Origin of the sequence: Streptomyces sp. NPDC051987, from assembly GCF_040680735.1 — a bacterium.
In the GTDB taxonomy this organism is placed as follows: domain Bacteria; phylum Actinomycetota; class Actinomycetes; order Streptomycetales; family Streptomycetaceae; genus Streptomyces.
The window spans coordinates 21656-47828 of the sequence record NZ_JBFAXI010000054.1; the positions used below are offsets into that span (position 1 = coordinate 21656).

The window sequence follows — 26173 nt, forward strand, 5'->3', positions numbered from 1 at the left end:
TGCTGCCGTGCGGGGGGCGACCCCCGCGCCCCCAGCCGGGGGTGGGTGCGGCGTGAGTCTTTTTCGTGATGACGGTGTCGTGCTGCGCACCCAGAAGCTCGGCGAGGCCGACCGCATCATGCTGCTGCCGTGCGGGGGGCGACCCCCGCGCCCCCAGCCGGGGGTGGGTGCGGCGTGAGTCTTTTTCGTGATGACGGTGTCGTGCTGCGCACCCAGAAACTCGGCGAGGCCGACCGCATCATCACGTTGCTGACGCGGGGGCACGGGCGGGTGCGGGCCGTGGCTCGGGGCGTGCGGCGGACCAAGTCGAAGTTCGGGGCGCGGCTGGAACCGTTCTCCCACGTCGACGTGCAGTTCTTCGCGCGGGGGAGCGAGCTGGTCGGGCGCGGGCTGCCGCTGTGCACGCAGAGCGAGACCATCGCGCCGTACGGCGGCGGGATCGTCGCCGACTACGCGCGGTACACCGCCGGGACGGCCATGCTGGAGACCGCCGAGCGGTTCACCGACCACGAGGGCGAGCCGGCCGTACAGCAGTACCTGCTGCTCGTGGGGGCGCTGCGGACCCTCGCCCGGGGCGAGCACGCCCCGCATCTCGTCCTCGACGCCTTCCTGCTGCGCTCCCTCGCCGTCAACGGCTACGCGCCCAGCTTCGACGCCTGCGCCAGGTGCGGCATGCCCGGCCCGAACCGCTTCTTCTCGGTCGGCTCCGGCGGCACCGTCTGCGTCGACTGCCGGGTGCCCGGCAGCGTCGTGCCCTCGCCGCAGACCCTGGTTCTGCTCGGCGCGCTGCTTACGGGAGACTGGGAGACCGCGGACGCCGCCGAGGCACGGTACGTCCGGGAGGGCAGCGGGCTGGTGTCCGCCTATCTGCACTGGCACCTGGAGCGCGGGCTGCGCTCGCTCAGGTACGTAGAGAAAAGCTAGCGGGAAAAGCCAGAGGGAGACGAGAAGCACATGGTCGTACGCGGGATCCTGGGGCGTCAGCGCCGCGAGTACCAGGCGCCGGAACCGCACCCGTCCGGCGCCCGCCCGCCGAAGCTCCCGGGCGAGCTGGTCCCGAACCACGTGGCGATCGTCATGGACGGGAACGGCCGCTGGGCCAAGGAGCGCGGGCTGCCGCGCACCGAGGGCCACAAGGTCGGCGCCGAGCAGGTCCTCGACGTGCTGCAGGGCGCGATCGAGATGGGCGTCGGCAACATCTCGCTGTACGCCTTCTCCACGGAGAACTGGAAGCGCTCGCCCGAAGAGGTCCGCTTCCTGATGAACTTCAACCGTGACTTCATCCGCAAGTCCCGCGACCAGCTCGACGCGCTCGGCGTCCGGGTGCGCTGGGCGGGCCGGATGCCCCGGCTGTGGAAGTCGGTCGCCAAGGAGCTCCAGGTCGCCCAGGAGCAGACCAAGGACAACGACCTGCTCACCCTGTACTTCTGCATGAACTACGGCGGCCGGGCCGAGATCACCGACGCGGTGCAGGCGATCGCCGAGGAGGTGAGGGCGGGCCGGCTCGACCCGTCGAAGATCACCGAGAAGACCATCCAGAAGCACATGTACTACGCGGACATGCCGGACGTGGACATGTTCCTGCGGCCCAGCGGAGAACAGCGCACCTCCAACTACCTGATCTGGCAGAGCGCCTACGCCGAGATGGTGTTCCAGGACGTGCTGTGGCCCGACTTCGACCGCCGCGACCTGTGGCGGGCCTGCGTCGAGTTCGCCTCCCGCGACCGGCGGTTCGGCGGCGCGATCCCGAACGAGGAGCTGCTGGCGATGGAGGGCCGCACGGAGGAGGGCCCGTCGGGCACCTGACGGCCACCCGCCGTTCACGAGGGCCGTCGAGGATGCGGAAGATCCATCCCGGCCCATCCCCGTCTCCCGCCTCTGGAACGGTCCTCATGAAGCGCGTCATCCCCGTCCTGTCGCTCGGCGCCCTGCTCCTGGCCGCGCTGCCCGCGCACGCCACGGACACCGGGCTCACCCACCGCGACAGTTACGGCACGAAGGCCGTGTACTCCCCCACGCTCGAATACGCTCGCGCGGGGGGACCCCCATCCGGCCAGAACCCGCGCACCTACCAGCAGCCGCCCGCCGGTTACACCGCCGTCTTCACCGAGAACGTCTCCCGGCACGGCTCCCGCGCCGCGACGGACGGCGAGGACGGCGACATCCTCCTCACCCTCTGGAAGCAGGCCCAGGCCGACGGTCGGCTCACCGCGCGCGGCAGGAGGCTCGGCCCCGACGTGCAGGCCCTCGAAGCGGCCATGAGCGCCATCGGGTACGGCAACCTCAGCGGCCGCGGCAAGGACGAACTCCGCGCGACGGCGGTCCGCCTGGAAGAGCGCCTGCCGTCCCTCTTCTCCTCCGTCGCGGCGAACGGCGAAAAGATCGACGTCGTCAGCTCCGGCCAGGGCCGTGCGGTCGACAGCGGCACGGTCTTCTCCACCGCCCTCACCGACGCCGACCCGGCACTGAAGTCCTCCTTCGGCGCCGCGCGGGTCGACAAGAACCTCCTCTACTTCCACAAGTCGGCCGGCGGCGTCGACTACCAGAAGTGGCTGGCGAGCGACCGGCGCCTCGCCTCGACCCTGAAGTCGGTCACCGACCAGCCGGCCTCGCACAGGGCGGCGGCCCGGGTCCTCGGCAGGATCTTCAAGCCGGCGTTCGTACAGCGCATCGTCGACGGCGACTTCTCCTCGACGGCCGACGACCTCACCGCCGCGACCGCCGTCTACAACCTGTACGCCATCGCGGCCGCCATGAGCGAGGAGAGCCCGGACGGCAAGGGCTGGCGCTTCGACCGCTACATCGCCCCGCGCGACGCGGCCTGGTTCGGCTACCTCAGCGACGCCGAGGACTTCTACGAGAAGGGCCCGAGCTTCTCGGACAGCGACATCACCTACAGGATGGCCCAGCCGCTCCTCGACGACCTCTTCAAGCAGGTCGAGGCCAAGCGGGACGGCACGAGCAACCTGGGCGCCGAACTCCGCTTCACCCACGCCGAGGAGATCATCCCGCTGGCCGCGCTGATGCGGCTGCCGGGCAGCGAGAAGGCCGCCACTCCGGGCGTCGACTACACCTACGCCGACAACCCCTGGCGCGGCGCCGAAACCGCCTCCCTGGCCGCCAACATCCAGTGGGACGTCTTCGAGAAGGGCGACGACTACCTGGTGCGGATGCTCTACAACGAGAAGGAGATCCCCTTCAAGGCGGGCTGCGAGCCGATCAAGAAGGGCAGCACGTTCTACGACCTGAACGAACTGGAACACTGCTTCGGCAGAAGCTGAACCGGGGGCGGGGGCGGGACGCTTACCGGCGCTTGCACGGTGCCTCCCCCCCCAGCCTTCGGCCGGGGGGAGGCGCAGCTATGCAGGACACGGCTCGTCAGCGCGCCCCTCAGGGGCGCGGGGAACTGCGCGAGCAACCCCCACGCACCCGCAGTCGAAGATGGCGGCCTAACCCGCGGCGCAGCCCGCCGCGCAGTCCGCGCACGTCCCGAAGATCTCGACGGTGTGCGCGACGTTGACGTACCCGTGCTCGGCGGCGATGGCCTCGGCCCACTTCTCCACCGCCGGGCCCTCCACCTCCACCGCCTTGCCGCAGGCTCTGCAGACCAGGTGGTGATGGTGCTCCCCGGTCGAGCAGCGGCGGTACACCGACTCGCCGTCGGAGGTGCGCAGGACGTCCACCTCGCCGGCGTCGGCGAGGTTCTGGAGCGTGCGGTAGACGGTGGTCAGACCGACCGAGTCGCCCTTGTGCTTGAGCATGTCGTGCAGTTCCTGCGCGCTGCGGAACTCCTCGACCTCGTCCAGGGCCGCCGCCACGGCTGCCCGCTGACGGGTCGAGCGGCCCTTCACGGGCGGTCCAGCGGTCGTCACCGGTTGCCTCCTCACGTCACTGCCTCTGCCGGGCCATTGTGCCAGCCCGGCCCGAGGGCGTTCAGGCGCCGACCTCGTCGGCGGCCCCCCTGGTGGCCGGAATCGCGCACTCCGCCGGATCCCCGGCCGGCCGCCGGGCGGCCGCCGCGCGGGCGCGTCGGCGGGCCAGCGGGGTGGCCAGCACGCTCAGCGCGAGGAACGCGGCGATGGTCAGCAGCACGATCGTCGCGCCCGGTGGGACGTACTGGTAGTACGACGTGATCGTGCCCCCGATCGTCACCGTCACGCCGATCGCGACGGCGATCGCGAACGTGGCGGCGAAGCTGCGGCTCAGCTGCTGGGCCGCGGCCACCGGGACGACCATGAGCGCGGAGACCAGCAGCAGGCCCACCACCCGCATCGCGACCGTCACGGTCACCGCCGCGGTGATCGCGGTCAGCAGGTTCAGCGCCCGCACCGGCAGCCCGGTCACCCGCGCGAACTCCTCGTCCTGGCTCACCGCGAACAGCTGCCGGCGCAGGCCGAGGGTGACCAGCAGGACGAAGGCCGCCAGCAGGCAGATCGCGGTCACGTCCGACTCGGACACCGTGGACAGCGAGCCGAAGAGGTACGACATCAGGTTGGCGTTGGAGCCGCCCGGCGCGAGGTTGATCAGCATCACGCCGCCGGCCATGCCGCCGTAGAAGAGCATGGCGAGGGCGATGTCGCCGCGGGTGCGGCCGTACCAGCGGATCAGCTCCATGACGACGGCGCCGAGGACGGAGACGGCCGTCGCCATCCAGACGGGGGAGGCGGAGAGCAGGAAGCCGAGGCCGACGCCGGTCATCGCGACGTGGCCGATGCCGTCGCCCATCAGGGCCTGGCGGCGCTGGACCAGGTAGATGCCGACGGCGGGGGCGGTGATGCCGACCAGGACGGCGGCGAGCAGGGCCCGCTGCATGAAGGCGTAGTTCAGGAAGTCCATCAGCTCAGCAGTCCGGTGCGCAGGGGCGTGTGCTCGTCGTGGGGGTGGACGTGGTCGTGGCCCGGCAGGGCGTGCTGGCCGACGGCGCGCGGGGGCGGGCCGTCGTGCAGGACGCAGCCGTCGCGCAGGACCACCGCGCGGTCGATCAGGGGCTCCAGCGGGCCCAGTTCGTGCAGGACGAGCAGGACCGTGGTGCCCTGCCGCACCTGCTCGCGCAGGGTTCCCGCGAGGATCTCCTGGCTGGCCAGGTCGACGCCCGCCATCGGCTCGTCCATGATCAGCAGCTCGGGCTCGGCGACCAGCGCGCGGGCGATCAGCACCCGCTGGTGCTGGCCGCCGGAGAGCGCCTCCACGTTGTCCTTGGCCCGGTCCGCCATGCCGACCAGGTCGAGGGCGCGGCGTACGGCCTCGTGGTCGGCCCGGCGGAAGAGGCCGAAGCGGGTGCGGGAGAGGCGGCCGGCGGCGACCACCTCGGTGACGGTGGCGGGGACGCCGCCCGCGGCGGTGGTGCGCTGCGGGACGTAGCCGACCCGCGACCAGTCCCGGAAGGCGCGGCGCGGGGTGCCGAACAGTTCGAGCTCGCCGCCGCTCGCGGGCACCTGGCCGATGATCGTGCGGATCGCGGTCGACTTGCCGGAGCCGTTCGCCCCGAGCAGCGCGACGACCTCGCCGCGGCGCACGGTCAGGTCGATGCCGCGCAGCACGGGCCGTGAGCCCAGCTCGGCGGAGACCCCGCGCAGGGATATGACGGGCTCGCCGCTCATCTCGTCGCCTCCTGTCACATGCGTCGGTTGTGTCACTTGGTGCCCAGTGCCTGCTGGAGGGCCTTGAGGTTGGCCTCCTGGACGGCGAAGTAGTCCCGGCCGCGGGACTTGGCGGTGATGCCCTCGATCGGGTCGAGGACGTCCGTGCGCAGGCCGGCGTCGGCGGCGACGGTCTTCGCGGTCTTGTCGCTGACGAGCGTCTCGTAGAACACGGTGGTGACGCCGTCGGCGCGGGCCATGGTCTCCAGGTCCTTCACCCGGGCGGCGCTCGGCTCCGACTCGGGGTCGAGGCCGTTGACGGCCTCCTCGGTGAGGCCGTAGCGCTCGGCGAGGTAGCCGAAGGCCGCGTGGGTGGTGATGAAGACCTTGGACCTCGTGTGCGCGAGGCCGGTCCTGAACCGCGTGTTCAGGTCGTCCAGCTTCTCGACCAGGGCCGCGGTGTTCTTCCGGTAGTCGGCCGCGTGCTCCGGGTCGGCCTTCTCGAAGGCCTTGCCGACCCCCTCGGCGACCTGGGCGTAGCGCACCGGGTCGAGCCAGATGTGCGGGTCCAGGCCGGACAGCTCCTCGTTCGTGGAGGTGTCGTGGGAGGTCGCGTGCCCGCCGACCTCGTTGCCGTGCTTCTCCAGGGTGGTCAGCGAGGCCGCGTCGATCTTCGTGCCCACGGACGACTGGGCGACCGCGGCGTCGACCGAGGGCTGGAGGTTCTTGAGGTAGAGGACCGCGTCGGACTTCTCGATCCCGATGATCTGCTTCGGGCTGATCTCCAGGTCGTGCGGTTCCTGGCCGGGTGAGGTGAGACTGGTGACGTGGACGTGGCTGCCGCCGATCCGCTCGGCGAGGAAGGCCATCGGATAGAACGACGCGACGACGTCGAACTTCCCGGTCTGGGCCGCCGTGGCGGCGCCGCCGCAGGCCGTGAGGGTGGCTAGGCCGAGGGCGGTGACGGTGGTCGCGGCGGCCGCGGGTATGAGGCGGCGTCGTACGTTCATGACAGTCATTTTCAACTAACATGGAAACCGTTGTCAACAAGCTCGGGTGAGGGGTCGGTAAGCGGAACCGATTTGGTCGTGGGGGAGGCCCCGCCGGTACGCTGAAGCATTCGCTGTGAAGCGTCTCGCTTCGTCGCCCGTCGTCGTAATGAAGAGAGCACCGTGGCCGCCGACAAGATCGACACCATCGTCAGCCTGAGCAAGCGCCGAGGCTTCGTATTCCCGTGCAGTGAGATCTACGGCGGCCAGCGTGCCGCCTGGGACTACGGGCCGCTGGGTGTCGAGCTCAAGGAGAACCTGAAGCGTCAGTGGTGGCGCTACATGGTGACGTCGCGCGAGGACGTGGTCGGCATCGACTCGTCCGTCATCCTGGCCCCCGAGGTCTGGGTCGCCTCCGGTCACGTCGCCACCTTCACGGACCCGCTGACCGAGTGCACCGCCTGTCACAAGCGCTTCCGTGCCGACCACCTGGAAGAGGCGTACGAGGCCAAGCACGGCCGCCTCCCGGAGAACGGCCTGGCGGACGTCAACTGCCCCAACTGCGGCAACAAGGGCCAGTTCACCGAGCCCAAGCAGTTCTCCGGCCTGCTCTCCACCCACCTCGGCCCGACCCAGGACAGCGGCTCCGTCGCCTACCTGCGCCCCGAGACCGCCCAGGGCATCTTCACCAACTTCGCCCAGGTGCAGACCACTTCGCGCCGCAAGCCGCCGTTCGGCATCGCGCAGATGGGCAAGTCCTTCCGCAACGAGATCACGCCCGGCAACTTCATCTTCCGAACCCGCGAGTTCGAGCAGATGGAGATGGAGTTCTTCGTCAAGCCGGGCGAGGACGAGAAGTGGCAGGAGTACTGGATGGAGCAGCGCTGGAACTGGTACACCGGCCTGGGCCTGCGCGAGGAGAACATGCGGTGGTACGAGCACCCGAAGGAGAAGCTCTCCCACTACTCCAAGCGCACCGCTGACATCGAGTACCGCTTCCAGTTCGGCGGCAACGAGTGGGGCGAGCTGGAGGGTGTCGCCAACCGCACCGACTACGACCTCGGCGCCCACGCCAAGGCCTCCGGCCAGGACCTCTCCTACTTCGACCAGGAGGCCGGCGAGCGCTGGACGCCGTACGTCATCGAGCCCGCGGCCGGTGTCGGCCGCGCGATGCTGGCGTTCCTGCTCGACGCGTACGTCGAGGACGAGGCGCCGAACGCCAAGGGCAAGCTGGAGAAGCGCACGGTGCTGCGCCTGGACCACCGCCTGGCCCCGGTGAAGGTCGCCGTCCTCCCGCTCTCCCGCAACCCGGAGCTCTCGCCCAAGGCGAAGGGCCTCGCCCAGGCGCTGCGGCAGAACTGGAACATCGAGTTCGACGACGCGGGTGCCATCGGCCGCCGCTACCGCCGCCAGGACGAGATCGGCACGCCGTACTGCGTGACCGTCGACTTCGACACGCTTGAGGACAACGCGGTCACCGTCCGCGAGCGGGACTCGATGAAGCAGGAGCGGGTGTCGCTGGACCAGATCGAGGGGTACCTCGCGGGGCGTCTGGTCGGCTGCTAGGCGTGTGACCGGGTCGGCGTCCGCCCGGCTCGGATGAGGGGCCGGCTGCGGGTTGTCGTCCGCGGCTGGTCGCGCAGTTCCCCGCGCCCCCACGGGGCTCGGGGAACTCGGCGTTCACAGGTCCAGGTCGACGTACAGTGCCGCGTGGTCCGACGCCTCGGTGAGTTTCGACGTCACCGTGTCGAAGGACTTGATGCCGGGCGCGAAGATGCCGCGGGTCTCCAGGCCCACGTGCTGGACCTCGTGCCACAGCGGCGGCGGCAGCAGCAGGTAGTCGATCTTGTCCTGGAGCCGGGTGCACGGCTCGTGCGTGCCGGGCTCCCCGTGGTAGGAGGGGTGGCTCATGACGTCGCGCAGCCCGGTGGCCAGCAGCTGTGCCACCGCGTCGCTCTCCGGGGCGTCGTTGAGGTCCCCGGCGACCATGACGTGCGGGGTGCGTTCCGCCGCCTCCCGGTAGATCTCCGCGACCCGCCTGGCCTGGGCCAGCCGTAGCTCGGGATCGTCACGGAACTTGCTCTTGAGGTGGTTGCCCAGGATCACCAGCGGCGTTCCGTCCAGCTGGATCTCGAACTCGGGGCAGTCACGGCTGAACAGCCGGTCGGCCGGGTGGTCCGGGTCGGTGTCGAAGAGGTGGGACCGGACGGACGTGATCGGGTGCCGGCTGAGGATCCCGATGTCGATGCCCCGCGGGTCGTTGCCGTCGATCAGCAGGTTGTACGGGTAGGGCCGTCTGCCCAGCGCGTCCGCCAGGACCTGGGTGTTGAAGCGCTCCAGGGTCAGCCGGTCCTCGACCTCCACGGTCAGCAGGATGTCGGCGTCGACCTCCGCGACCACCCGGCCGGTGTTGCGCACCGTGCTCATGTCCAGGTCGTCCTGCGCGAGTTCGGCCCACCCCGTCCACGAACCCCGGCCGGTGGCGGTGATCTCGACGTGCGGGGTCCGTGGCGGCCCGGACGTCTCGAAGAGCCCGGTGTGCTTCCCCGGGCGGGACTGGTTGATGACGATCGGCGGCGGCCCCTTCGGGTCCGGGTGCCTGGGGTCGTCGATGTCGTACGCCCGGTAGGCCGTGATGATCCGGGCGATCTCCGCCTTGTCGGCGTCCGAGTACGCCGGCAGGTCGAGCAGGTCGACCAACCTGGCGAAGTCGGCGAGGAGTTGTTCCCGGTCGGCCGGGTTCTCCAGCCGGAAGGCCGTGGGCCGGCGGAAGAGGTTCTCCATGTTGAACGTGGCGATCCGGATGCTCATGCGGGCCTCCTCGGCGGCGCGAGAGCACCGAGGGAAACGGCCGGCGGCAGGCGCCGCCGGTGACTGCTCGCCGGCAGTTCCATTCTCGGAGCCCGGCCGGTGTCTGTCGAACGGAGGGCCCGGCCGCCCGCGCCGCCGGCCGCACGGCGCCGCCGGGGCTCAACGCCTCTGGAGGGACTTGACGTTGTCGCCGAAGGTCCAGTTCTTCGAGCCGTCCCAGTTGACCGACCAGGTCATCAGGCCTTTGAGGGACGTGCCGTAGTGGTTCCAGGCCTGGGCGACCAGGGACGGCGACAGGTAGCCGCCGCCCGCCCCGGACTGCGCGGGCAGGCCCGGGACCTGCTTGTCGTACGGGACCTTGATGGTCGTACCCTGCACGACCAGGCCCTTGTTGAGGCAGTCGGTCTGCGCGGTGAAGCCCGCGACCGTGCCGGCGGCGTAGGAGTCGCCGGAGCAGCCGTACATGCTGCCGTTGTAGTACTGCATGTCGAGCCACCACAGGCGGCCGTTGTCGGCGTACTTCTTGATGACGGGCAGGTAGGCGCCCCAGATCGAGCCGTAGGTGATGCTGCCTCCGGTGACGTACGCCGTCTCCGGGGCCATCGTGAGGCCGAAGCCGGACGGCATCCGGGCGAGGACCCCGTCGATGATGCGGATCAGGTTGGCCTGGGACGTGGAGAGTTGGGTGATCGAGCCGCTGCCCACCAGGCCGGTCTCGATGTCGATGTCGATGCCGTCGAAGTTGTACGTCTTCAGGATCGGGACGATCGTCGAGACGAACCGGTCGGCCACCGTGGCGGAGCTGAGGTCGATGCCCGCGGCCGCGCCGCCGATCGACAGCAGGATGGTCTGGCCCGACGCCTTCGCCGCGCACATCTGCGCGGGCGTGGCCACCTTCACGCCCGTGTCCATGCCGTCCTCCCAGAGGGCGGTCCCGTCCGAACGGATCACGGGGAAGGCAGCGTCGACGACGTTGTAGCCGTGGGCGGCGATCCGGGAGTCGGTGATCGGGGTCCAGCCGAACGGCGGGTGGACGCCGTTGGCCGAGCCGTCCCAGTTCTCCCAGTAGCCCTGCAGCACCTTCCCAGCGGGGCGGGACTTGACCGCGCAGGTGTCGGCGGCGGAGGCGGCGGGCGCGGTGGCGAGCGCGAGCGGGGCGAGGACGGCCGTGGTGAGGCCGGCGGCGAGCAAGCGCAGCGTACGGCGGAGCATGCGGTTCCTCCCGGTGGGGGTGCGGTGAGGTGTCGTATGCATGACAGTGCGCGTGGTCCAGACCTTGCGTCAATAGGTCTGGACCATTTCACGGTGGCGGCGTGGATCCGTGGCGGTGCGGGCCCGAGGTGACGGGGCTATGAAATGACAGATATTGAAATCTGTCAGCTGTCATGCCAAGGTGGATGCCATGACGATTCAGACCCGTTCCCTCGGATCCGCCGGCCCCCAGGTCTCCGTCCTCGGCCTCGGCTGCATGGGCATGTCCGGTATCTACGGCGAGGCGGACCGTGCCGAGTCCGTCGCCACCATCCACGCCGCGCTGGAGGCCGGCGTGACCCTGCTCGACACCGGCGACTTCTACGGCATGGGCCACAACGAGCTCCTGATCTGCGAGGCCCTGCGCACCGCCCCGGCCGCCCTGCGGGAGAACGCGCTGCTCAGCGTGAAGTTCGGCGCCCACCGCGCCCCGGACGGCAGCTGGCTCGGCTACGACGCCCGCCCGGCCGCCGTGAAGACCTGGGCCGCGTACTCCCTCCAGCGCCTCGGCGTCGACCACATCGACGTCTACCGGCCCGCACGGCTCGACCCGGACGTGCCGATCGAGGAGACCGTCGGCGCGATCGCCGAACTCGTCGAGCAGGGATACGTCCGCCACATCGGGCTGAGCGAGGTCGGCGCGCAGACCATCCGCCGGGCCGCCGCCACCGCCCCGATCGCCGACCTGCAGATCGAGTACGCGCTCATCTCCCGCGGCCCCGAGCGGGAGATCCTGCCCACCCTGCGCGAGCTGGGCATCGGCGTCACCGCGTACGGCGTGCTCTCCCGCGGGCTGATCTCCGACCATGTCCAGGCCGGCCAGGGCTTCGCCGCCGACGACTTCCGCGCCCACTCCCCGCGTTTCCAGGGCGAGAACCTCCAGCACAACCTCACCCTGGTCGAGTCCCTGCGCAAGATCGCCGAGCAGAAGGGCGTCTCCGTCGCCCAGATCGCCATCGCCTGGGTGCTTGCCCAGGGCCCGCGGCACGGCACGGACATCGTGCCGCTGGTCGGCGCCCGCACCCGCGAGCGGCTCGGCGAGGCCCTCGGCGCCCTGGACGTGACCCTGGACCCGGCCGACCTCGCCGCCATCGAGGCCGCCGTGCCCGCGGACGCGGCGGCCGGCGAGCGGTACGCCCCCGCGCAGATGGCGATGCTCGACAGCGAGCGCTGAGCGCGGCGCCAGGTACCGTCTAGGGCATGGCAGCGACGTCCCCGACCCCGACCCCGGCCCTGACCGCCGAGCGCATCCTGGAGGCGACCGAGGAGGTACTGCGCCGGCACGGCCCGGCCAAGGCCACCGTGGTGGACGTGGCCCGCGCGCTCGGCGTCAGCCACGGCAGTGTCTACCGGCACTTCAGGACCAAGGCGGCGCTGCGCGACGCGGTGACGAAGAGGTGGCTGGACCGCACCTCGGAGCGGCTGTCCGGCATCGCGGCCGGGGGCGGGGACCCGCGGACCCGGCTGCGGGACTGGCTGCGGGCCCTGTTCGAGGCGAAGCGGCACAAGGCGGGAGCCGACCCGGAGCTGTTCGCCACCTACCTGGTGCTGGCCGACGAGAGCGGCCCGGCGGTCACCGGACACCTGACCGACCTGACGGCCCAGCTGACGGAGATCGTCCGGGACGGGGTCCGGGCGGGTGTCTTCACCGCGCCCGACCCCGCCGCCGCGGCCCGGACCGTCTTCCAGGCCACCGGCCGCTTCCACGACCCGGCCTATGCCCGGGAGTGGGAGCGGCCGGAGGCCGAGGCGGACTTCGGGGCGCTGGTGGAGCTGCTGCTGCGCGGCCTCAGCTCACCTTGACGGTCACGACCGGGGAGTAGACCTTCTTGCCGACCGCCGAGATCCGCAGGTGCTCGGTGCCCACGGTGTTGAGCTTGGCGGTCAGCGAATAGGTGTGGCCGCTCCTGGTCTTCGTGCTCGCCCTGAGCGGGAACCACTTGCCGCCCTTCTGGTGCTGGAGCACCAGCGGGAACCCGGTCCGCAGTCCCTTCGTCTCGCCGGTGAAGGTCACCGAACCGCCGGCCTTGACCGAGGTCGTGCTCGCCTTGACCGTGATCGAGGGCATGACCGACGGCGACGGGCTCGGCTTCGGCTTGGCCTCGGCGGCGAGGGCGCCGGCGCCGCCGGCCGACAGCAGGGCCAGGGAGAGCGCACCCGCGGCGAGGGTCCGGGAGATCTGGCGCTGGATGGTGTGCATGGATGTGCTCCTGTCGAGTGACGACGGGGACCACTCCAGGCTTGGCCGGGCCGGACCCGGCGGCGACCCGGACGGCCCCGCCCGCCGCGCTCGCACCGCCTGTGGTTCCGGTGAAGTCCGCAGGTGGCGAAGGGTGCGCCGACCTCGTGGTCCGTGCCGGGAAGCTCACCCGGACGGCGTAACGCGCGGGCAGTGCCCCCGGCCCGACGGCCGCACCGTGACCCGCCCGGAGGCGTCCGTCAACGCGAGGGCTGGGCGCCCGCGGGGTCCACGGTGGCCTGGTGGGCCTCGGCCAGATGTTCCTGCGCCTTGAGCCAGGGCAGGAACTGCGCGCCCTTGCGCCAGCCGCAGGTGTCGCACGCGATCGTGCGCTGCACACCCGTGCGCTGCACCCGGACCACGTGCTCCCGGCCGTGCCGGTCCCAGCGGCTGACCTTGCTCTCGTCGATCTGCGACATTGACGCCTCCGGAGTCTGTGCCCGGTCTGCTGTTCCGTCTGCTGTTCGGCACGTGCCGACGGGCGCGCCGACGGCAAGGAGTGTGCAGCAAGACCAACATCAACGGGGTTTCGTTCACCGGGTTTTGACGGGCACGCTCCCGGAGTTCACACGGCGGCCCGGCCCGGCCGCGCGGGAAGCGCCGCAGCTCCGGCCGCTCCGGCTGGGCCTTTTGCCCGCTCCCGTCCCAACCGCCCGATCATGAAGCCGACTTGGTCTACCGGCGGAAACCCTGGACAGGGAATTGACCCTGGCTCAAGATGAAAGCGACCTTGTGAAGCGGCCACCGGCACGGAGAGGCGATGCTGCCGGATCCTCAACGTTTCCTGGCCGTTGCCGGCCGCCGGATCGCGCGCGCCGAGGGCGCGGCCCAGGCCGTCCGTGAGCTGTACCGGGTGACGGTCCCGGACCTGGCGGACGGGATGTTCGTCTACCTCGGCGACCGGTCGACGGACCGGTCGGAACCGGAGCGCCTGGAGTTGGACGGCGTGCCCGCCGAACTCGGCGGCCTCGTGGGCGGGGTGCCCCCGCAGTCGAGACCGGTGGCGCCCGACGGCGAGCTCGCCGCGGCCCTGCGCTGCGGCAGGGCGCGCGGCCGGGGTCCGGACGACACGGACAAGGCCCTGGAGGAACTCCTCGGGACAGCCGTCCGGCTCCCGCAGGGGAACCGGGTCGTGCTCGCCCCGCTGCGCGCCCCCGACGCCGTCGTCGGCGTGGCGGTGTTCCTGCGGCGCCCGGACCGGGAGGACTTCGTGGCGGACGACATCGCCCTGGCCGACGCGCTGTCGGCGCAGACCGCGCTCGGCGTGCGCGAGGACGCCCTGGACACCCAGCCGCCCGCCGCGCCCAAGGCGCCGGACGAGGACCGGCTGCGCTACGTCGGCGCCGCCACCCGGCGGATCGCCCGCGGCTTCGACACCGACGAGATCGTGCTCGGCCTGTGCCGGGCCGCCGTACCGACGTACTCCGACGCGGCCCTCGTCTACCTGCGCGACCCGCTCCCGGTCGGCGACGAACGCCCCAACGGCCCGGCCGTGCTCCGGCTGCGCCGCACCGACCGGCTCAAGGGCCCCGGCGCCGAGCTGGTCTGGCCCGTGGAGACGGTGGACGACGAGCAGGACGACCTGGACGCCTCCGACTGGAGCGAGGTGGTGCCCGGCGGCGCCCTCGCCGAGGTGCTGCGCGGCGTCCGGCCGGTGTTCGCCGACACCCCGCCGACCCGGGCCGCACTGGGCGAACTCGTCGGCGAGGACAGCGCGCTGAACGACTGGGTGGGCACGCACGCGATCCTCGCCCCGCTGCGCGGCCGGCGCCGGGTCACCGGCGCGGTCGTCTTCCTGCGCCGCCCCGAGCGCCCGGCGTTCGAGCCCGCCGACCTGCTGGTCGCCGCCCAGCTCGCCACCCACACCGCGCTCGGCGTCGACAAGGCCGTCCTGTACAGCAGGGAGGCCTTCATCGCCGACCGGCTGCAGCGCGCCATGCTGCCGCAGACGCTGCCCCGGCCCACCGGCGTCCGCCTCGCCTCCCGCTACCTGCCGGCCGCCGAGACCGCGCGCGTCGGCGGCGACTGGTACGACGCCATCCCGCTGCCCGGCAGCAGGGTGGCGCTGGTCGTCGGCGACGTCATGGGCCACTCCATGACCTCGGCCGCCGTCATGGGCCAGCTGCGCACCACCGCGGTGACCCTGGCCGGCCTCGACCTGCCCCCGCAGGAGGTGCTGCACCACCTCGACGAACAGGCCCAGCGGCTCGGTACCGACCGCATGGCCACCTGCCTGTACGTCGTCTACGACCCCGTCTCGCACCGCATGACCGTCGCCAACGCCGGCCATCCGCCGCCGATCCTGCTCTACCCGGGCGGCAAGACGGAGGTCCTCTCGGTGCCGCCGGGCGCCCCGATCGGCGTGGGCGGCATCGACTTCGAGGCGGTCGAGCTGGACGCGCCCACCGGGGCCACCCTGCTCCTGTACACCGACGGCCTGGTGGAGTCCCGGCTGCGCGACGTGTGGACCGGCATCGAGCAGCTGCGCGAGAAGCTCGCCGCCACCGCCCAGCTGACCGGCCCCGACCGGCCGCCGCCGCTCGAAGCGCTGTGCGACGAGGTGCTCGACATGCTCGGGCCGGGCGACCGGGACGACGACATCGCGCTGCTCGCCGCCCGCTTCGACGGCATCGCGCCCAGCGACGTGGCGTACTGGACGCTGGAGCCGGAGGCCGGCGCCCCCGGCAAGGCCCGCCGGCTGACCCGGCAGGCGCTGGCCGGCTGGGGCCTGGAGGACCTCACCGACACCGCCGAGCTGCTGGTCAGCGAGATCGTCACCAACGCCGTACGGCACGCCTCCCGGCCGATCAGCCTGCGGCTGCTGCACACGGACGTGCTGCGCTGCGAGGTCGGCGACGACGTGCCGCAGCTGCCGAGGCTGCGGCAGGCGAAGGCCACCGACGAACACGGCCGGGGCCTGTACCTGGTGCACCGGCTGGCCCGGCGCTGGGGCACGACGCGGTTGGGGACGGGCAAGATCGTGTGGTTCGAGCTGGGGGGTGGCGGCGGCTGAGTTCGCCGCGCTTCGCCGGCCCCTCCGTGGCGCTGCCGTACGGGACGCCGCCCACGGGGTGTCCGTCAGCGCACCGTGCGGGGCAGGCGCAGGCTGAGCAGGGTGGTCAGGACCACCAGGGCCAGTTGGGTCAGCAGGGTGGTGACGAGGGCGTCCCGCATGCCGTGGTGCGGGACCAGGGAGAGGAAGAGGGTGCCCAGGGTGGCCACGCCGAGGGCGAGCGCGGACTGCTGCGTGGTGACCATCACGCCGCTGCCCACCCCGGCCCGCGCGGGCGGCACCTCCGACATCACCAGGCGCAGCACGTTGGGCAGTTGCAGGGCCTGACCGGCACCGGCGACCGCCACCCCGGGCAACAGCCCGGCGAAGTCCAGGTGCGGCCAGTCCCGCCGGGCCGCGAGCACGACGAGGACCAGTCCGGCCGCCTGGATCACGGACCCGGCGGTCACCACCCGGCTGCCGTACCGGGCGATCAGCCGCGGCCCGGCGAGCGAGACGAACAGGAAGGTCACCGCCATCGGCGCCAGCGCCAGCCCCGCCCGGACCGGACCCAGGTGCTCACCGCTCTGCAGCGCCACGGCGATCACGAACATGAACCCGCTGAACCCGATCGAGAACGGCACCATCAGCACCAGCCCCCGGCGCAGCGAGTCGAGTGCGAACAGGCTCGGCGGCACCAGCGGGGTGCGGCCCGCGCGGTCGGCGCGGCGCTCCACGGCGTAGAAGGCGCTCGCGACGCCCGGGAACGCGGCCAGCGACAGCCAGGTCCACAGCGGCCAGCCCGCGGCCCGGCCCTCGGTGAGCGGGGCGAGGAGCGCGAGCAGGGCGGCGGCGAGCAGCACCGTCCCGGGTCCGTCGACGGGCTCCGGGCGCTGCGACCGGGTCTCCGGCACGAACCGCGCGCCGAGCACCAGCCCGACGACCACGACCGGCACGTTGACCAGGAACACGGACCGCCATCCCGTCCCGGCGATGTCGGCGGCGACCAGCACACCGCCGAGGATCTGCCCGGCGACCATGGACAGGCCCGCGGTGGCCCCGTACAGGCTCATGGCGCGGGCGCGGCGGCCGCCGCTGGTGGCGGCCTGGATGGTGGCGAGGACCTGCGGGAGCATCGCGGCGGACGCGGCGCCCTGGGCGACCCGGGCGGCCACCAGCGTCCAGGCGCTCGGCGCGAGCCCGCAGGCCAGCGAGGTCAGCCCGAACGCGGCCATGCCGCCGAGGAAGAGCCGGCGGCGCCCGAACAGGTCGCCGAGCCGGCCGCCGAGCACCAGCAGCACGGCGTAGGCGACGCCGTACCCGGCGACGACGAGTTCCAGGACCGCCTCGCCCGCGTGCAGGTCGGCGCCGATGGTGGGCAGGGCCACGTTGACGATGAAGAAGTCGATGAGGGGAAGGGCCGCGGCCAGCAGGACGGTGAACAGTCCGGGGCCGCCCAGCGCCGGTGGTGCCGCGGCGGACCGGACGGGCGCGGTGGTGACGGTTTCGGTCATGCGTCGAGCCTGCGGCCGCGCTCAGGCTGGTACCAGAGTCTTCTTGTCCTGGTAGCAGAAGTACCTGGCAACAGGATCCGCGACACGGCAGTCTGGAGGCATGACGACGACGGCGCAGGAGACGACGGACCTTTCCAGGACGGCGGCCCCGGGCCGGGGCGCGGCGATCCGGCGGCAGGAGCTGGCCGCGTTCCTGCGCAGCCGCCGTGAGCGGATCAGCCCGGAGGAGGTGGGCCTGGTGCGGGGCACCCGCCGCCGCACCCCCGGCCTGCGCCGCGAGGAGGTCGCGCAGCTCTCCGCGGTCGGCGTCACCTGGTACACCTGGTTGGAACAGGCCCGGGACATCCAGGTCTCCGTGCAGGTCCTGGACGCCCTCGCCCGCACCCTGCGGCTGGACGGCAGCGAGCGCGCCCACCTCTTCCAGCTGGCCGAAGCCGTCGACCCGACGCCGGCCGCGAGCTGCACGGGCGTCACCCCGGCCCTGCAGAAGCTGCTGCGCGCCCTGGAGCCGCTGCCGGCCTCCGTCCAGAACAGCCGGTACGACATCCTCGCCTACAACCGCACCTACGCCCGCCTGATGGGCGACCTCGACGCGGTCCCGCCCGAGGACCGCAACTCCATGATCCTCGTCTACACCCACCCCGACTGGCAGCGCTCCATCCTGCACCTGGAGGAGACCCGCCGCCTCATGGCCGCCAAGCTCCGCGCCTCCATGGCCGGGCATCTGGCCGAGCCCGCCTGGAAGATGCTGGTCAAGCGGCTGAGCGCGCAGTCCCCGGAGTTCCGCGAGAACTGGGAGCGGTACGAGGTGGTGGACCTGCGCGCCAGGACCAAGGAGTTCCTCAACCCCTACGTCGGCCGCCTCACCCTGGAACACACCGACCTGTTCCTGAACCAGGCGTCCGGGGCGCGCATGGTGACCTACGCGCCGGTGGACGACGACTCGCGTCGGCGCCTGGACCGGCTGTACGAGCTGGTGTGCGCCGGATAGTCGAACTCCCGCCCGTGCCACGGGAACGCGTTCGCGTACTTGAGTACCCGTACTCAGGACCGGGGCGCGGTCCGTCCCCGACGATGCCTGGAGGCAGAGGAACCGACGACCGGCCACGGGGGAGACAGACGATGGAATCCGGCCCGGCCCGCACCGTTGTCCGGCTGATGCTCGCCAACCGCCTGTCGGTGGCCTACCTCGTCCTGGTCGCCGTCGTCATCGCCAAGGCCGTCGTCGACGCGGACCACGCGGACGACCACGGCTCCGACTACGCCTGGCTCTGGCCGCCGCTGGTCACCTTCCCGGTGTTCCCGCTGGTCTCGGCGCTCGGCAGGACGGCCTGGCCGGGGGACACCCCCGACTGGTTCTTCGTCACCGCGGTCGTCGTCTCGGCCCTCCTGCAGTCCCTGGTGCTGGGCGCCCTGCGCCAGGCCGTCCTCGCCCGGCACCGCCGCTCGCTCCGTTCCTGCTGAGGCGCGGCGAACCCGGTGCACACGGTGTGCACGCGGCGAACCCGGTGGCGGACGTCCGTCAGACCCGCTCCGCCGTTCCCACGGCCGCGCGGATCTCCGGTGACTGCAGGCGCTCCGCGGCACGCTCGGCGGTGGCGCGGGCCCAGCGGCCGTTGGTCACCGCGCCCAGCAGCAGCACCGCGAGACCGCAGCCGGCCAGGATCCACCAGCCGGGGCGGGCGGCGGCCACGAACCGGTCGGCGTACGAGGACGAGCCGATGCCGGAGGCCAGGACCGCGCCGATCACCGCGACGCCCAGGGTCTGGCCCAGCTGGCGGCTGGTGGAGGCGACCGCGGCGGCTACGCCGGCCTGGGCCCTCGGCATGCCCGACACCGCCGTGTTGGTGATCGGGGCGTTCACGAAGCCGAAGCCGATGCCGAAGAGGACGTAGCCGATGACGAGGGCGGTGTCCGAGGTCTCCGCCTCGAACGCGGCGAACAGGACGGCGCTCGCGGTCATCGCGGCACCGGCGATCACCAGCGGCAGGCGCGGCCCGCGGCTGCCGACCAGGCGGCCCGCCAGCGGCGCGCACAGGAACATCGGGACCGCCATCGGCAGCATCCACAGGCCGGCGTGCAGGGCGTCGAGACCGCGCACGTTCTGCAGGTAGAGCGTGGACAGGAAGAGGAAGCCGCCGAGCGAGGCGAACGCGCTGATCGCGGTCACGGTGGCGCCGCTGAACGGCACGGAGCGGAAGAACCGCAGGTCGATCAGGGGTTCCTCGCGCCGGGGTTCGTACCACAGGAGGCCCAGCAGGGCGGCGAGGGCCACCGCGGCGAAGGGGAGGACGGTGCCCGTGCCCGCCGTCGGCGCCTCGATGATCGCGTAGGTCAGGGAGCCGAACAGGGCGATGACCAGGGTCTGTCCGAGCGGGTCGGGGCGGCGGGCCTTGGGCGCCCGGGACTCCGGCACGAAGCGCAGGGTGAGCAGCACGGCCGCGAGGCCCACCGGGATGTTGACCCAGAAGATCGCGCGCCAGCCGACCGACTCCACGAGCAGTCCGCCGACCAGCGGCCCGGCGGCCATGGAGATGCCGACCACCGCACCCCACACGCCGATCGCGCGGGCCCGCTCCCGCGGGTCGGTGAAGGTGTTGGTGATGATCGACATGGCGACCGGGTTGAGCATCGACCCACCGACCGCCTGGACCATGCGGAACGCGATCAGCGAGTCGAGGTTCGGCGCGAGGGAGCAGAGCAGCGAGCCGAGCGAGAAGACGACCAGGCCCGTCATGAAGACCTTCTTGCGGCCGACCCGGTCGCCCGTGGAACCGGCGAGCATCAGCAGCGAGGCCAGCACCAGCGTGTACGCGTCGATCGTCCACTGCAGCCCGGCCGTCGAGGCGTGCAGCTCGCGCTGCATGGACGGCAGGCCGACGTTGAGGGCGGTCGTGTCGAGGCTCACGATGAGCAGGCTCATGCAGCAGATCGCGAGGACGAGCATGCGACGGCGGGGACTGAGCTCGGGCATGGCGCCATCGTACGCCTGTTTCGATAGTGCGTCTAACTAATGAGTGTTGCATGATCACGGCCGGGTGCCCACGGCCGAGCACCGCGCGGCGTACGGGACAATGGGGGAATGCCCGAGCCCACGTCCCCCCTCCAGATCGGCCCGCACACCGTCCGCCCGCCGGTCGTCCTCGCGCCCATGGCGGGGATCACCAACGCGCCCTTCCGCACCCTGTGCAGGGAGTTCTCCGGCGGCAAGGGCCTGTTCGTCAGCGAGATGATCACGACGCGGGCGCTGGTCGAGCGCAACGAGAAGACCATGCAGCTGATCCGCTTCGACGAGAGCGAGCAGCCCCGGTCCATCCAGCTCTACGGCGTCGACCCGGCCACCGTCGGCAAGGCCGTCCGCATGATCGCGGAGGAGGGCCTGGCCGACCACATCGACCTGAACTTCGGCTGCCCGGTCCCGAAGGTGACGCGCAAGGGCGGCGGGTCGGCCCTGCCGTACAAGCGCAACCTGCTCCGCGCGATCCTGCGCGAGGCGGTGAGCGGCGCCGGCGACCTCCCGGTCACCATGAAGATGCGCAAGGGCATCGACGACGACCACATCACCTACCTCGACGCCGGCCGGATCGCCGTCGAGGAGGGCGTCACCTCGATCGCCCTGCACGGCCGCACCGCCGCCCAGCACTACGGCGGCACCGCCGACTGGGAGGCCATCGCCCGGCTGAAGGAGCACGTCCCGGAGATCCCGGTGCTCGGCAACGGCGACATCTGGTCGGCCGAGGACGCGCTGCGGATGGTGCGGGAGACGGGCTGCGACGGCGTGGTCGTGGGACGCGGCTGCCTGGGCCGGCCGTGGCTCTTCGCGGACCTGGTGGCCGCCTTCGAGGGCCGTCCGGGGGACGTCCTGCAGCCGTCCCTGCGCGAGGTCGCCGACGTCATGGTCCGGCACGCGACCCTGCTCGGGGAGTGGCTCGGCGACGAGTCCAAGGGCGTGGTCGACTTCCGCAAGCACGTCGCCTGGTACCTCAAGGGGTTCGCGGTCGGCAGCGAGATGCGCAAGAAGCTCGCCGTCACCTCCTCGCTGGCCGACCTCCGCGCCGGCCTGGACGAACTGGACCTCGACCAGCCCTGGCCCGCCGGCGCCGACGGGCCCCGCGGCCGGACGTCCGGCAACAACCGGGTGGTGCTGCCGGACGGCTGGCTGAAGGACCCCTACGACTGCGCGGGCATCGGCGAGGACGCGGAACTGGACACGTCCGGGGGCTGAGCGGCCCGGAGGGTCGCGGGCCGTGTCCGGCATGCGGCTGCGCCGCGCGGGCGGGACCGGCCACGGCCGTGCCGCGGCCGGACGACGGCGCGTCCCGGCACGTCCCGCGGAGCGCTCAGTTGACCTTCGGGTGCGCGGTGGAGCCGTACGCCGTCAGGAACTTGTCGCGGAACGCGCTCATCTTCCACACCGGGGCGTCGTGCGCCGGGCGCAGACCGTCGGTCCAGTTCCAGGAGTCGATCGCGTCCAGCACCTTCGGGTCCTTGGCGACGATGGAGACGGGCACGTCACGGCTGGCGTGGTTGCCGCTGACCCGGGCGATCGGCTGGTGGTCGCCGAGGAAGACCAGGACCGTGTTGTCGTTGCCGTAGCGCTGCAGCCACTGGGTGAGGGCGGTCACCGTGTACTGCACCGACTTGCCGTACTCCTGGCGGGACTTGGTGGTGTCGGCGATCACGTCCGACGCCTTGTTGCCGGCCTTCTCGATGGCGTTGAAGACCGAACCGTCGCCCAGCCGGTCCCACGGCACCATCTTCGGGATCGGCGCCCACGGCTGGTGGCTGGAGGTCAGGATCACGAACGACATCCGGGACTTGCCGTCGGCCGGCTTCTTGCTGTGCACCCGGTCCTGGAACTGCTGGAGGGCGTACTGGTCGGGCATGGTCGACCAGCTGAACTTGGGCCCCTTGTAGCCGAGCTGGAAGGCGTTGTAGACCTTGTCGAGGCCGTAGAAGCTCTGCTCCGGCCAGCCCTTCTGGATGCCCGGCATCACACCGACCGTGTCGAAGTCACCGGTCTTCTTGAACGCCTTGGTCAGGCTCAGGTGGTCGCTGGCCATGACCGTCCGGTAGCGCTGCTGGTTGCTGACCCACAGCCCCGACATGGTGGTGGAGTGCCCGAGCCAGCTGCTGCCGCCGTACGTCGCCGACGTCAGCCAGCCGCTCTTCGCCGCGTAACCGGCCTTCTTCAGCATCGCCGTCTGCGCGTCCAGCGTCCTGTCGACACCGGGCGCCTCGATCGGGTCCTCGACCGCGCTGCGGCCGTAGCTCTCGATGAACGTGAAGATCACGTCCTTGCCGCGCAGGCCCGTCAGCAGCTGGTTGCCGGGGGTGTTCCCGAAGGCGTCCACCTTGGCGACCTTCCGGAACTCCGCCTCGTCGTGCAGGGTGTCCTTCACCTGACGGGCCTTGACCTCCAGCGTGGTCGCGGTGCTGTCGGCGGCGAGCGGCACACCGCCGGCGAGCTGCACGCCGAAGGAGGAGCAGGTGATCCAGACGACACCGGCGATCAGCGTGCCGCGGGTGGCCCGCCCGGGGTGCCGGGCGAGCAGATCGCTCAGCCGGATCGTCGCCAGCGCGAGCAGCACGCACAGCAGGAGCACGAGGAGCACGGCACCGACGCTGACGGCGAGGGTGGCCGTCCGGCCCAGCGTGTCCTCCAGGTACGACTCCGCGTCGCCGAGCAGGCTCCAGTCCAGGATGGCGTTGAAGCTCCGGCCGAGGTACTGCTTGAACCCCATGTCGAGGGCGTTGACCAGGGTCAGCGCCCCGAGCACCACGCCGAACACCGCGGCCAGCACGGTCCGGGGCCGCCGGGGCAGCGCCAGCGCGACGGCGGCCGCGATGATCCCCTCCGACGGCAGCCGCACGAACTTCGCGGGCCCGAGCGAGACGACGGTGTTCGGCATCACCAGTGCCGCGATCACGAGCGCGGCACAGAGCACGGTGACGCCGGCCGACAGCACGGTGGCCGCGGTCGGATGCGCACCGCGCCACACCGCCCGCCGCTCCCGAACCCGCCCACTCCACGCGGCCCACCCACGCCCCTGAGGACGAGAAACGCCCGGGACGGGGTCGGCCTCGACCCCGGCTTCGGGGGCGGGACCGGCTTGGGCGGCAGCTTCGGCCCCGGCTTCGGGGGCGGGATCGGCTTGGGCGGCAGCTTCGGGCTCGGCTTCAGATCCGGGGACGGCTGCGGATTCGGCGCCGGGTCCGGGGGCGGGTTCGCCCGCCGCTTGGGGCTCGGCTTCGGTTTCGGAGGCGGGTTCGGGTTCGTCCGCAGCCGGGGGTTCGGCTTCGGTTCGGGGGGCGGCTGTGGACTCGGCGCCGGATCCGGGGGCGGCTTCGGCGGCCGCTTCGGTTTCGGGAGCGGTTTCCGTGCCGGCTTCCGTGCCGGCTTCGGTCAGCGCGGCTGCTGCGGCCTGGGTCGGCTCGGCGGCGGTGGCCGGACCGGGCTCCGGAGTCCGGTCCGGGCCGGAAGCCGACGTCTCCGGCCCGGACTTCGGGGTCTCGGCCTCCTCCGGCAGGGTTGCGCGTTCGGACGGCCCGGACGGCGTGTCCGCTGGCTGGCGAATGCTCGTGTGCTGGGACAACCCGGAGGTCCTTCCGTGCGAGACCCGTGAAACGAAAGACGGCGGGCCGGCACTGGGAAGGCTCGGACCCGACAACGTCCCGTACGGCTCACACTTGGCCCCTGTTCAGGCCTTTCGGTAAACACCGGGCAAACTGCAGCGCCCCCTCAGAGGCGCGGGGCCGTGTCGGCCTGCGGCTCAGCCGCGTCGGCGCGACCGGTCCCCGCGCACCCGCAGGCCGCGCCCACACGCCCCTCTCACGCCCCGCCCACGGCAGTGAGCAGCGCCAGCGGCGCCGCCGCCGACCGCGACTCCCGCACGCACGCGTGCGGATACGGCACCGGCTCCGGATGCGAGTCCCTCCCGTACCCGGCCAGTACCTCCGGCAACCGGTGCCCGCCCGCCGTCGCCGCGTCCACCATCCCGTGCGCCACGGCCCGCGCCTCGTCGTGCAATCCGTACCGGGCCAGCCCCAGCGCGATCAGCGCGTTGTCGTGCGGCCACACCGACCCGCGGTGGTACGACAGCGGGTGGTACGCCGCCTGCCCCGCGGCCAGCGTCCGCACCCCCCACCCCGAGAAGAAGTCCGGCTCCAGCAACCGCCGTCCGACCACCTCCCCGTACTCCTTGTCCAGCAGCCCGGACCAGAGCAGGTGCCCGGCGTCCGAGGCGAGCGCGTCGACCTGGCGCCCCTCGCCGTCCAGCGCCAGCGCGGGGAAGGACGCCTCCCGCATCCAGAAGTCCTGCTGGAACCGGTCCCGGAGATCACCGGCGGCCTGTTCGAGCAGCGCGGCGTACGTCTCGTCCGCCCACACCGTCCGGGCCACCCACGCCGTCCGGCGCAGCGCGTCGTACGCGTACCCCTGCGCGCCCGCCGCCGTCACGGTCCCCACCGGCCGGGTGCCGTCGGCGGAGCAGATCGCGCCGGGGGAGTCCTTCCAGTTCTGGTTGGCGAGGCCGCCCTTGTCCGCGCGGTAGACGAGATAGCCGCGCGAGGTCAGCCCGCCGTGGTCGAGCATCCAGCCGACGGCGGCGCGCGCGTGGGTCTCCAGCCGCCTGGCCATGCCCAGGTCCCCGGTCTGTTCGACGTACGCGCCGAGCAGGATCAGGAACAGCGGTGTCGCGTCCACCGAGCCGTAGTAACGCCCGTACGGCACCTGCCCGAAGTGCGCCAGCTCGCCGTGGCGTACCTCGTGGACGATCTTCCCCGGCTGGGCCACCGAGTTCGCGCCGGTCTCGGTGGCCTGGGTGGCGGCGAGGGCGGGCAGGGTGGCGGCGGCCAGCTGCGGGCGGTAGGGGAGGGCGAACAGGGAGGTGAGGAGGGCGTCGCGGCCGAGCAGGGTGAGGAACCAGGGGGCCCCGGCGGCCGGGACCTTGAGCTCCTCGCCGTCCGGGCCGGTGGCCGGCACCTGGAGCGCGGCGAGGTCGCAGAGGCCGCGGGCGCAGGCCGCCGCCAGCTCCGGCCAGCCGGTCGGGAACGCCACGCCCTGCACGAACTCACCCTCCAGCGCGAGGAGTTGCTCGTTCAGCGCGGCGGGGTCGCGGGGCACCCGCAGCGCCCGTTTGTCGCCGTGCGGGCGCGCCATCACCCGCACCAGCAGTTCGACCGTGTCGTACGGTCCGAGTTCCAGCGTCCACACCATCCGGCGGGCGCCGGTCCCGGTCTCCTCCACGCCGTCGGGGGCCGGCTCGGCGGTGATGGCCGTACAGGACCGCCACTCGCCCCGGCGGTAGCCGAACTCCAGTCCGTCGTCGAGGACCTGGCGGGAGCGGACGGCGCCGGACTTGGTGTAGGTGCGGTGGTCGGCGCGGAGTTCGAACTGGTCGGTGAAGTCGGCGTCGGCGGTGATCGCGAGCCGGATCGTGGTCGGCACCGGGCGGTTGCTGGTGACCCGCAGGGACTCCACGAAGGAGCTGTCGCCGACCGCCTGTTCCCGGAAGAGCGTGTGCGCGGGCGGTTCCTGGCGCCCGCCGCGCGGGACCAGGACGCAGCGCGCGCCGTCCCCGTCGCCGACCGGGGTGAGCACCTCGGGCAGCGCCCCGTCGACCGTCAGCTGCCAGCGGCTGAGGTGCCGGGCGTCCCGTACGAATAACCCGTCCGGGGAACCGCCGCCCCGCACGCCGCTGATGTCGCCGCGGTCGTCCACGGCCGCGAACGTCGTGCCGTGCACGAGCAGATGATGCCGGTCCGTCATCCCCGGTCCCCTCCTTCGTTCCTCTGGT

The 26173-nt window shown here is 72.1% G+C and carries 23 protein-coding genes; 11 read left to right on the forward strand and 12 right to left on the reverse strand.

The genetic code is table 11. The features are described 5' to 3' along the window. Window positions 1–52 precede the first annotated feature (52 nt). The 4 genes from AB0M11_RS26130 (at window position 53) to AB0M11_RS26145 (ending at window position 3281) form a co-directional block, all read left to right on the forward strand. Window positions 53–178 (forward strand): hypothetical protein, encoded by a 126-nt coding sequence (locus AB0M11_RS26130; protein ID WP_365709552.1) that lies wholly within the window; start codon window positions 53–55, stop codon window positions 176–178. Further along, window positions 175–924, forward strand: coding sequence for a DNA repair protein RecO (recO, locus tag AB0M11_RS26135; RefSeq protein ID WP_365709497.1), 750 nt, complete (start codon window positions 175–177; stop codon window positions 922–924). The genes AB0M11_RS26130 and recO overlap by 4 nt, the downstream gene beginning before the upstream one ends. Window positions 925–954: 30 nt before the next feature. Further along, on the forward strand, window positions 955–1806 hold the full coding sequence (locus AB0M11_RS26140) for an isoprenyl transferase (protein WP_365709498.1): 852 nt from the start codon (window positions 955–957) through the stop codon (window positions 1804–1806). 86 nt (window positions 1807–1892) lie between these two features. After that, entirely contained in the window at window positions 1893–3281 is a 1389-nt protein-coding gene (locus AB0M11_RS26145; RefSeq protein WP_365709499.1) for a histidine-type phosphatase, read from the forward strand. A 168-nt stretch (window positions 3282–3449) separates the two neighbouring features. Here the strand turns inward: AB0M11_RS26145 and AB0M11_RS26150 are convergent, their stop codons facing one another. The 4 genes from AB0M11_RS26150 to AB0M11_RS26165 form a co-directional block, all read right to left on the reverse strand. Beyond that, entirely contained in the window at window positions 3450–3872 is a 423-nt protein-coding gene (locus tag AB0M11_RS26150) for a transcriptional repressor (RefSeq protein WP_365709501.1), read from the reverse strand. A gap of 61 nt (window positions 3873–3933) precedes the next feature. Beyond that, entirely contained in the window at window positions 3934–4836 is a 903-nt protein-coding gene (locus AB0M11_RS26155; protein ID WP_365709503.1) for a metal ABC transporter permease, read from the reverse strand. Next, window positions 4836–5600: a metal ABC transporter ATP-binding protein gene (locus AB0M11_RS26160; protein WP_365709505.1), complete on the reverse strand. Its 765-nt coding sequence runs from the start codon at window positions 5598–5600 to the stop codon at window positions 4836–4838. Before AB0M11_RS26160 ends, AB0M11_RS26155 begins: the two co-directional genes overlap by 1 nt. A gap of 32 nt (window positions 5601–5632) precedes the next feature. Then, on the reverse strand, window positions 5633–6589 hold the full coding sequence (locus AB0M11_RS26165) for a metal ABC transporter substrate-binding protein (RefSeq protein ID WP_365709507.1): 957 nt from the start codon (window positions 6587–6589) through the stop codon (window positions 5633–5635). Between the two features lie 162 nt (window positions 6590–6751). Between AB0M11_RS26165 and AB0M11_RS26170 the strand changes: the two genes are divergently transcribed. Beyond that, on the forward strand, window positions 6752–8134 hold the full coding sequence (locus AB0M11_RS26170; RefSeq protein WP_365709509.1) for a glycine--tRNA ligase: 1383 nt from the start codon (window positions 6752–6754) through the stop codon (window positions 8132–8134). A 114-nt stretch (window positions 8135–8248) separates the two neighbouring features. Here the strand turns inward: AB0M11_RS26170 and AB0M11_RS26175 are convergent, their stop codons facing one another. Both AB0M11_RS26175 and AB0M11_RS26180 read right to left on the reverse strand, forming a co-directional pair. After that, complete coding sequence (locus tag AB0M11_RS26175) at window positions 8249–9379, reverse strand: endonuclease/exonuclease/phosphatase family protein (RefSeq protein ID WP_365709511.1); 1131 nt, start codon at window positions 9377–9379, stop codon at window positions 8249–8251. A gap of 159 nt (window positions 9380–9538) precedes the next feature. Next, the gene (locus AB0M11_RS26180; RefSeq protein ID WP_365709513.1) at window positions 9539–10591 is read right to left on the reverse strand and encodes a chitinase; all 1053 of its coding nucleotides are present in this window, start codon (window positions 10589–10591) and stop codon (window positions 9539–9541) included. Window positions 10592–10781: 190 nt separating this feature from the next. Between AB0M11_RS26180 and AB0M11_RS26185 the strand changes: the two genes are divergently transcribed. Together AB0M11_RS26185 and AB0M11_RS26190 are read left to right on the forward strand one after the other, a co-directional pair. After that, complete coding sequence (locus tag AB0M11_RS26185) at window positions 10782–11804, forward strand: aldo/keto reductase (RefSeq protein WP_365709515.1); 1023 nt, start codon at window positions 10782–10784, stop codon at window positions 11802–11804. A 26-nt stretch (window positions 11805–11830) separates the two neighbouring features. Continuing rightward, complete coding sequence (locus tag AB0M11_RS26190; protein ID WP_365709518.1) at window positions 11831–12433, forward strand: TetR family transcriptional regulator; 603 nt, start codon at window positions 11831–11833, stop codon at window positions 12431–12433. Here AB0M11_RS26190 and AB0M11_RS26195 read toward each other — a convergent pair. After that, the gene (locus tag AB0M11_RS26195; protein ID WP_365709520.1) at window positions 12420–12830 is read right to left on the reverse strand and encodes a hypothetical protein; all 411 of its coding nucleotides are present in this window, start codon (window positions 12828–12830) and stop codon (window positions 12420–12422) included. The two genes, AB0M11_RS26190 and AB0M11_RS26195, sit on opposite strands and share 14 nt — an antisense overlap. Window positions 12831–13069: 239 nt before the next feature. Next, complete coding sequence (locus AB0M11_RS26200; RefSeq protein ID WP_365709522.1) at window positions 13070–13288, reverse strand: hypothetical protein; 219 nt, start codon at window positions 13286–13288, stop codon at window positions 13070–13072. A 341-nt stretch (window positions 13289–13629) separates the two neighbouring features. Between AB0M11_RS26200 and AB0M11_RS26205 the strand changes: the two genes are divergently transcribed. Then, on the forward strand, window positions 13630–15882 hold the full coding sequence (locus tag AB0M11_RS26205) for a SpoIIE family protein phosphatase (RefSeq protein WP_365709524.1): 2253 nt from the start codon (window positions 13630–13632) through the stop codon (window positions 15880–15882). A gap of 65 nt (window positions 15883–15947) precedes the next feature. Here the strand turns inward: AB0M11_RS26205 and AB0M11_RS26210 are convergent, their stop codons facing one another. Beyond that, window positions 15948–17375: an MFS transporter gene (locus AB0M11_RS26210; RefSeq protein ID WP_365709526.1), complete on the reverse strand. Its 1428-nt coding sequence runs from the start codon at window positions 17373–17375 to the stop codon at window positions 15948–15950. A gap of 100 nt (window positions 17376–17475) precedes the next feature. Here AB0M11_RS26210 and AB0M11_RS26215 point away from each other — a divergent pair, with 100 nt between their 5' ends. After that, window positions 17476–18366 (forward strand): helix-turn-helix transcriptional regulator, encoded by an 891-nt coding sequence (locus AB0M11_RS26215; RefSeq protein WP_365709528.1) that lies wholly within the window; start codon window positions 17476–17478, stop codon window positions 18364–18366. A gap of 131 nt (window positions 18367–18497) precedes the next feature. Next, on the forward strand, window positions 18498–18839 hold the full coding sequence (locus tag AB0M11_RS26220; protein ID WP_365709530.1) for a hypothetical protein: 342 nt from the start codon (window positions 18498–18500) through the stop codon (window positions 18837–18839). Window positions 18840–18897: 58 nt separating this feature from the next. Here AB0M11_RS26220 and AB0M11_RS26225 read toward each other — a convergent pair whose 3' ends face one another. After that, window positions 18898–20349, reverse strand: a complete 1452-nt coding sequence (locus tag AB0M11_RS26225; protein ID WP_365709532.1) for an MFS transporter — start codon at window positions 20347–20349, stop codon at window positions 18898–18900. 108 nt (window positions 20350–20457) lie between these two features. Between AB0M11_RS26225 and dusB the strand changes: the two genes are divergently transcribed. Beyond that, entirely contained in the window at window positions 20458–21600 is a 1143-nt protein-coding gene (gene dusB / locus AB0M11_RS26230) for a tRNA dihydrouridine synthase DusB (protein ID WP_365709534.1), read from the forward strand. A gap of 115 nt (window positions 21601–21715) precedes the next feature. On the opposite strand, the gene AB0M11_RS26235 is transcribed toward dusB, so the two are convergent. Both AB0M11_RS26235 and AB0M11_RS26240 read right to left on the reverse strand, forming a co-directional pair. Continuing rightward, window positions 21716–23287, reverse strand: a complete 1572-nt coding sequence (locus AB0M11_RS26235) for a sulfatase-like hydrolase/transferase (RefSeq protein ID WP_365709548.1) — start codon at window positions 23285–23287, stop codon at window positions 21716–21718. A 920-nt stretch (window positions 23288–24207) separates the two neighbouring features. Then, window positions 24208–26145, reverse strand: coding sequence for a glycogen debranching N-terminal domain-containing protein (locus AB0M11_RS26240; protein WP_365709536.1), 1938 nt, complete (start codon window positions 26143–26145; stop codon window positions 24208–24210). Window positions 26146–26173: the final 28 nt, after the last annotated feature.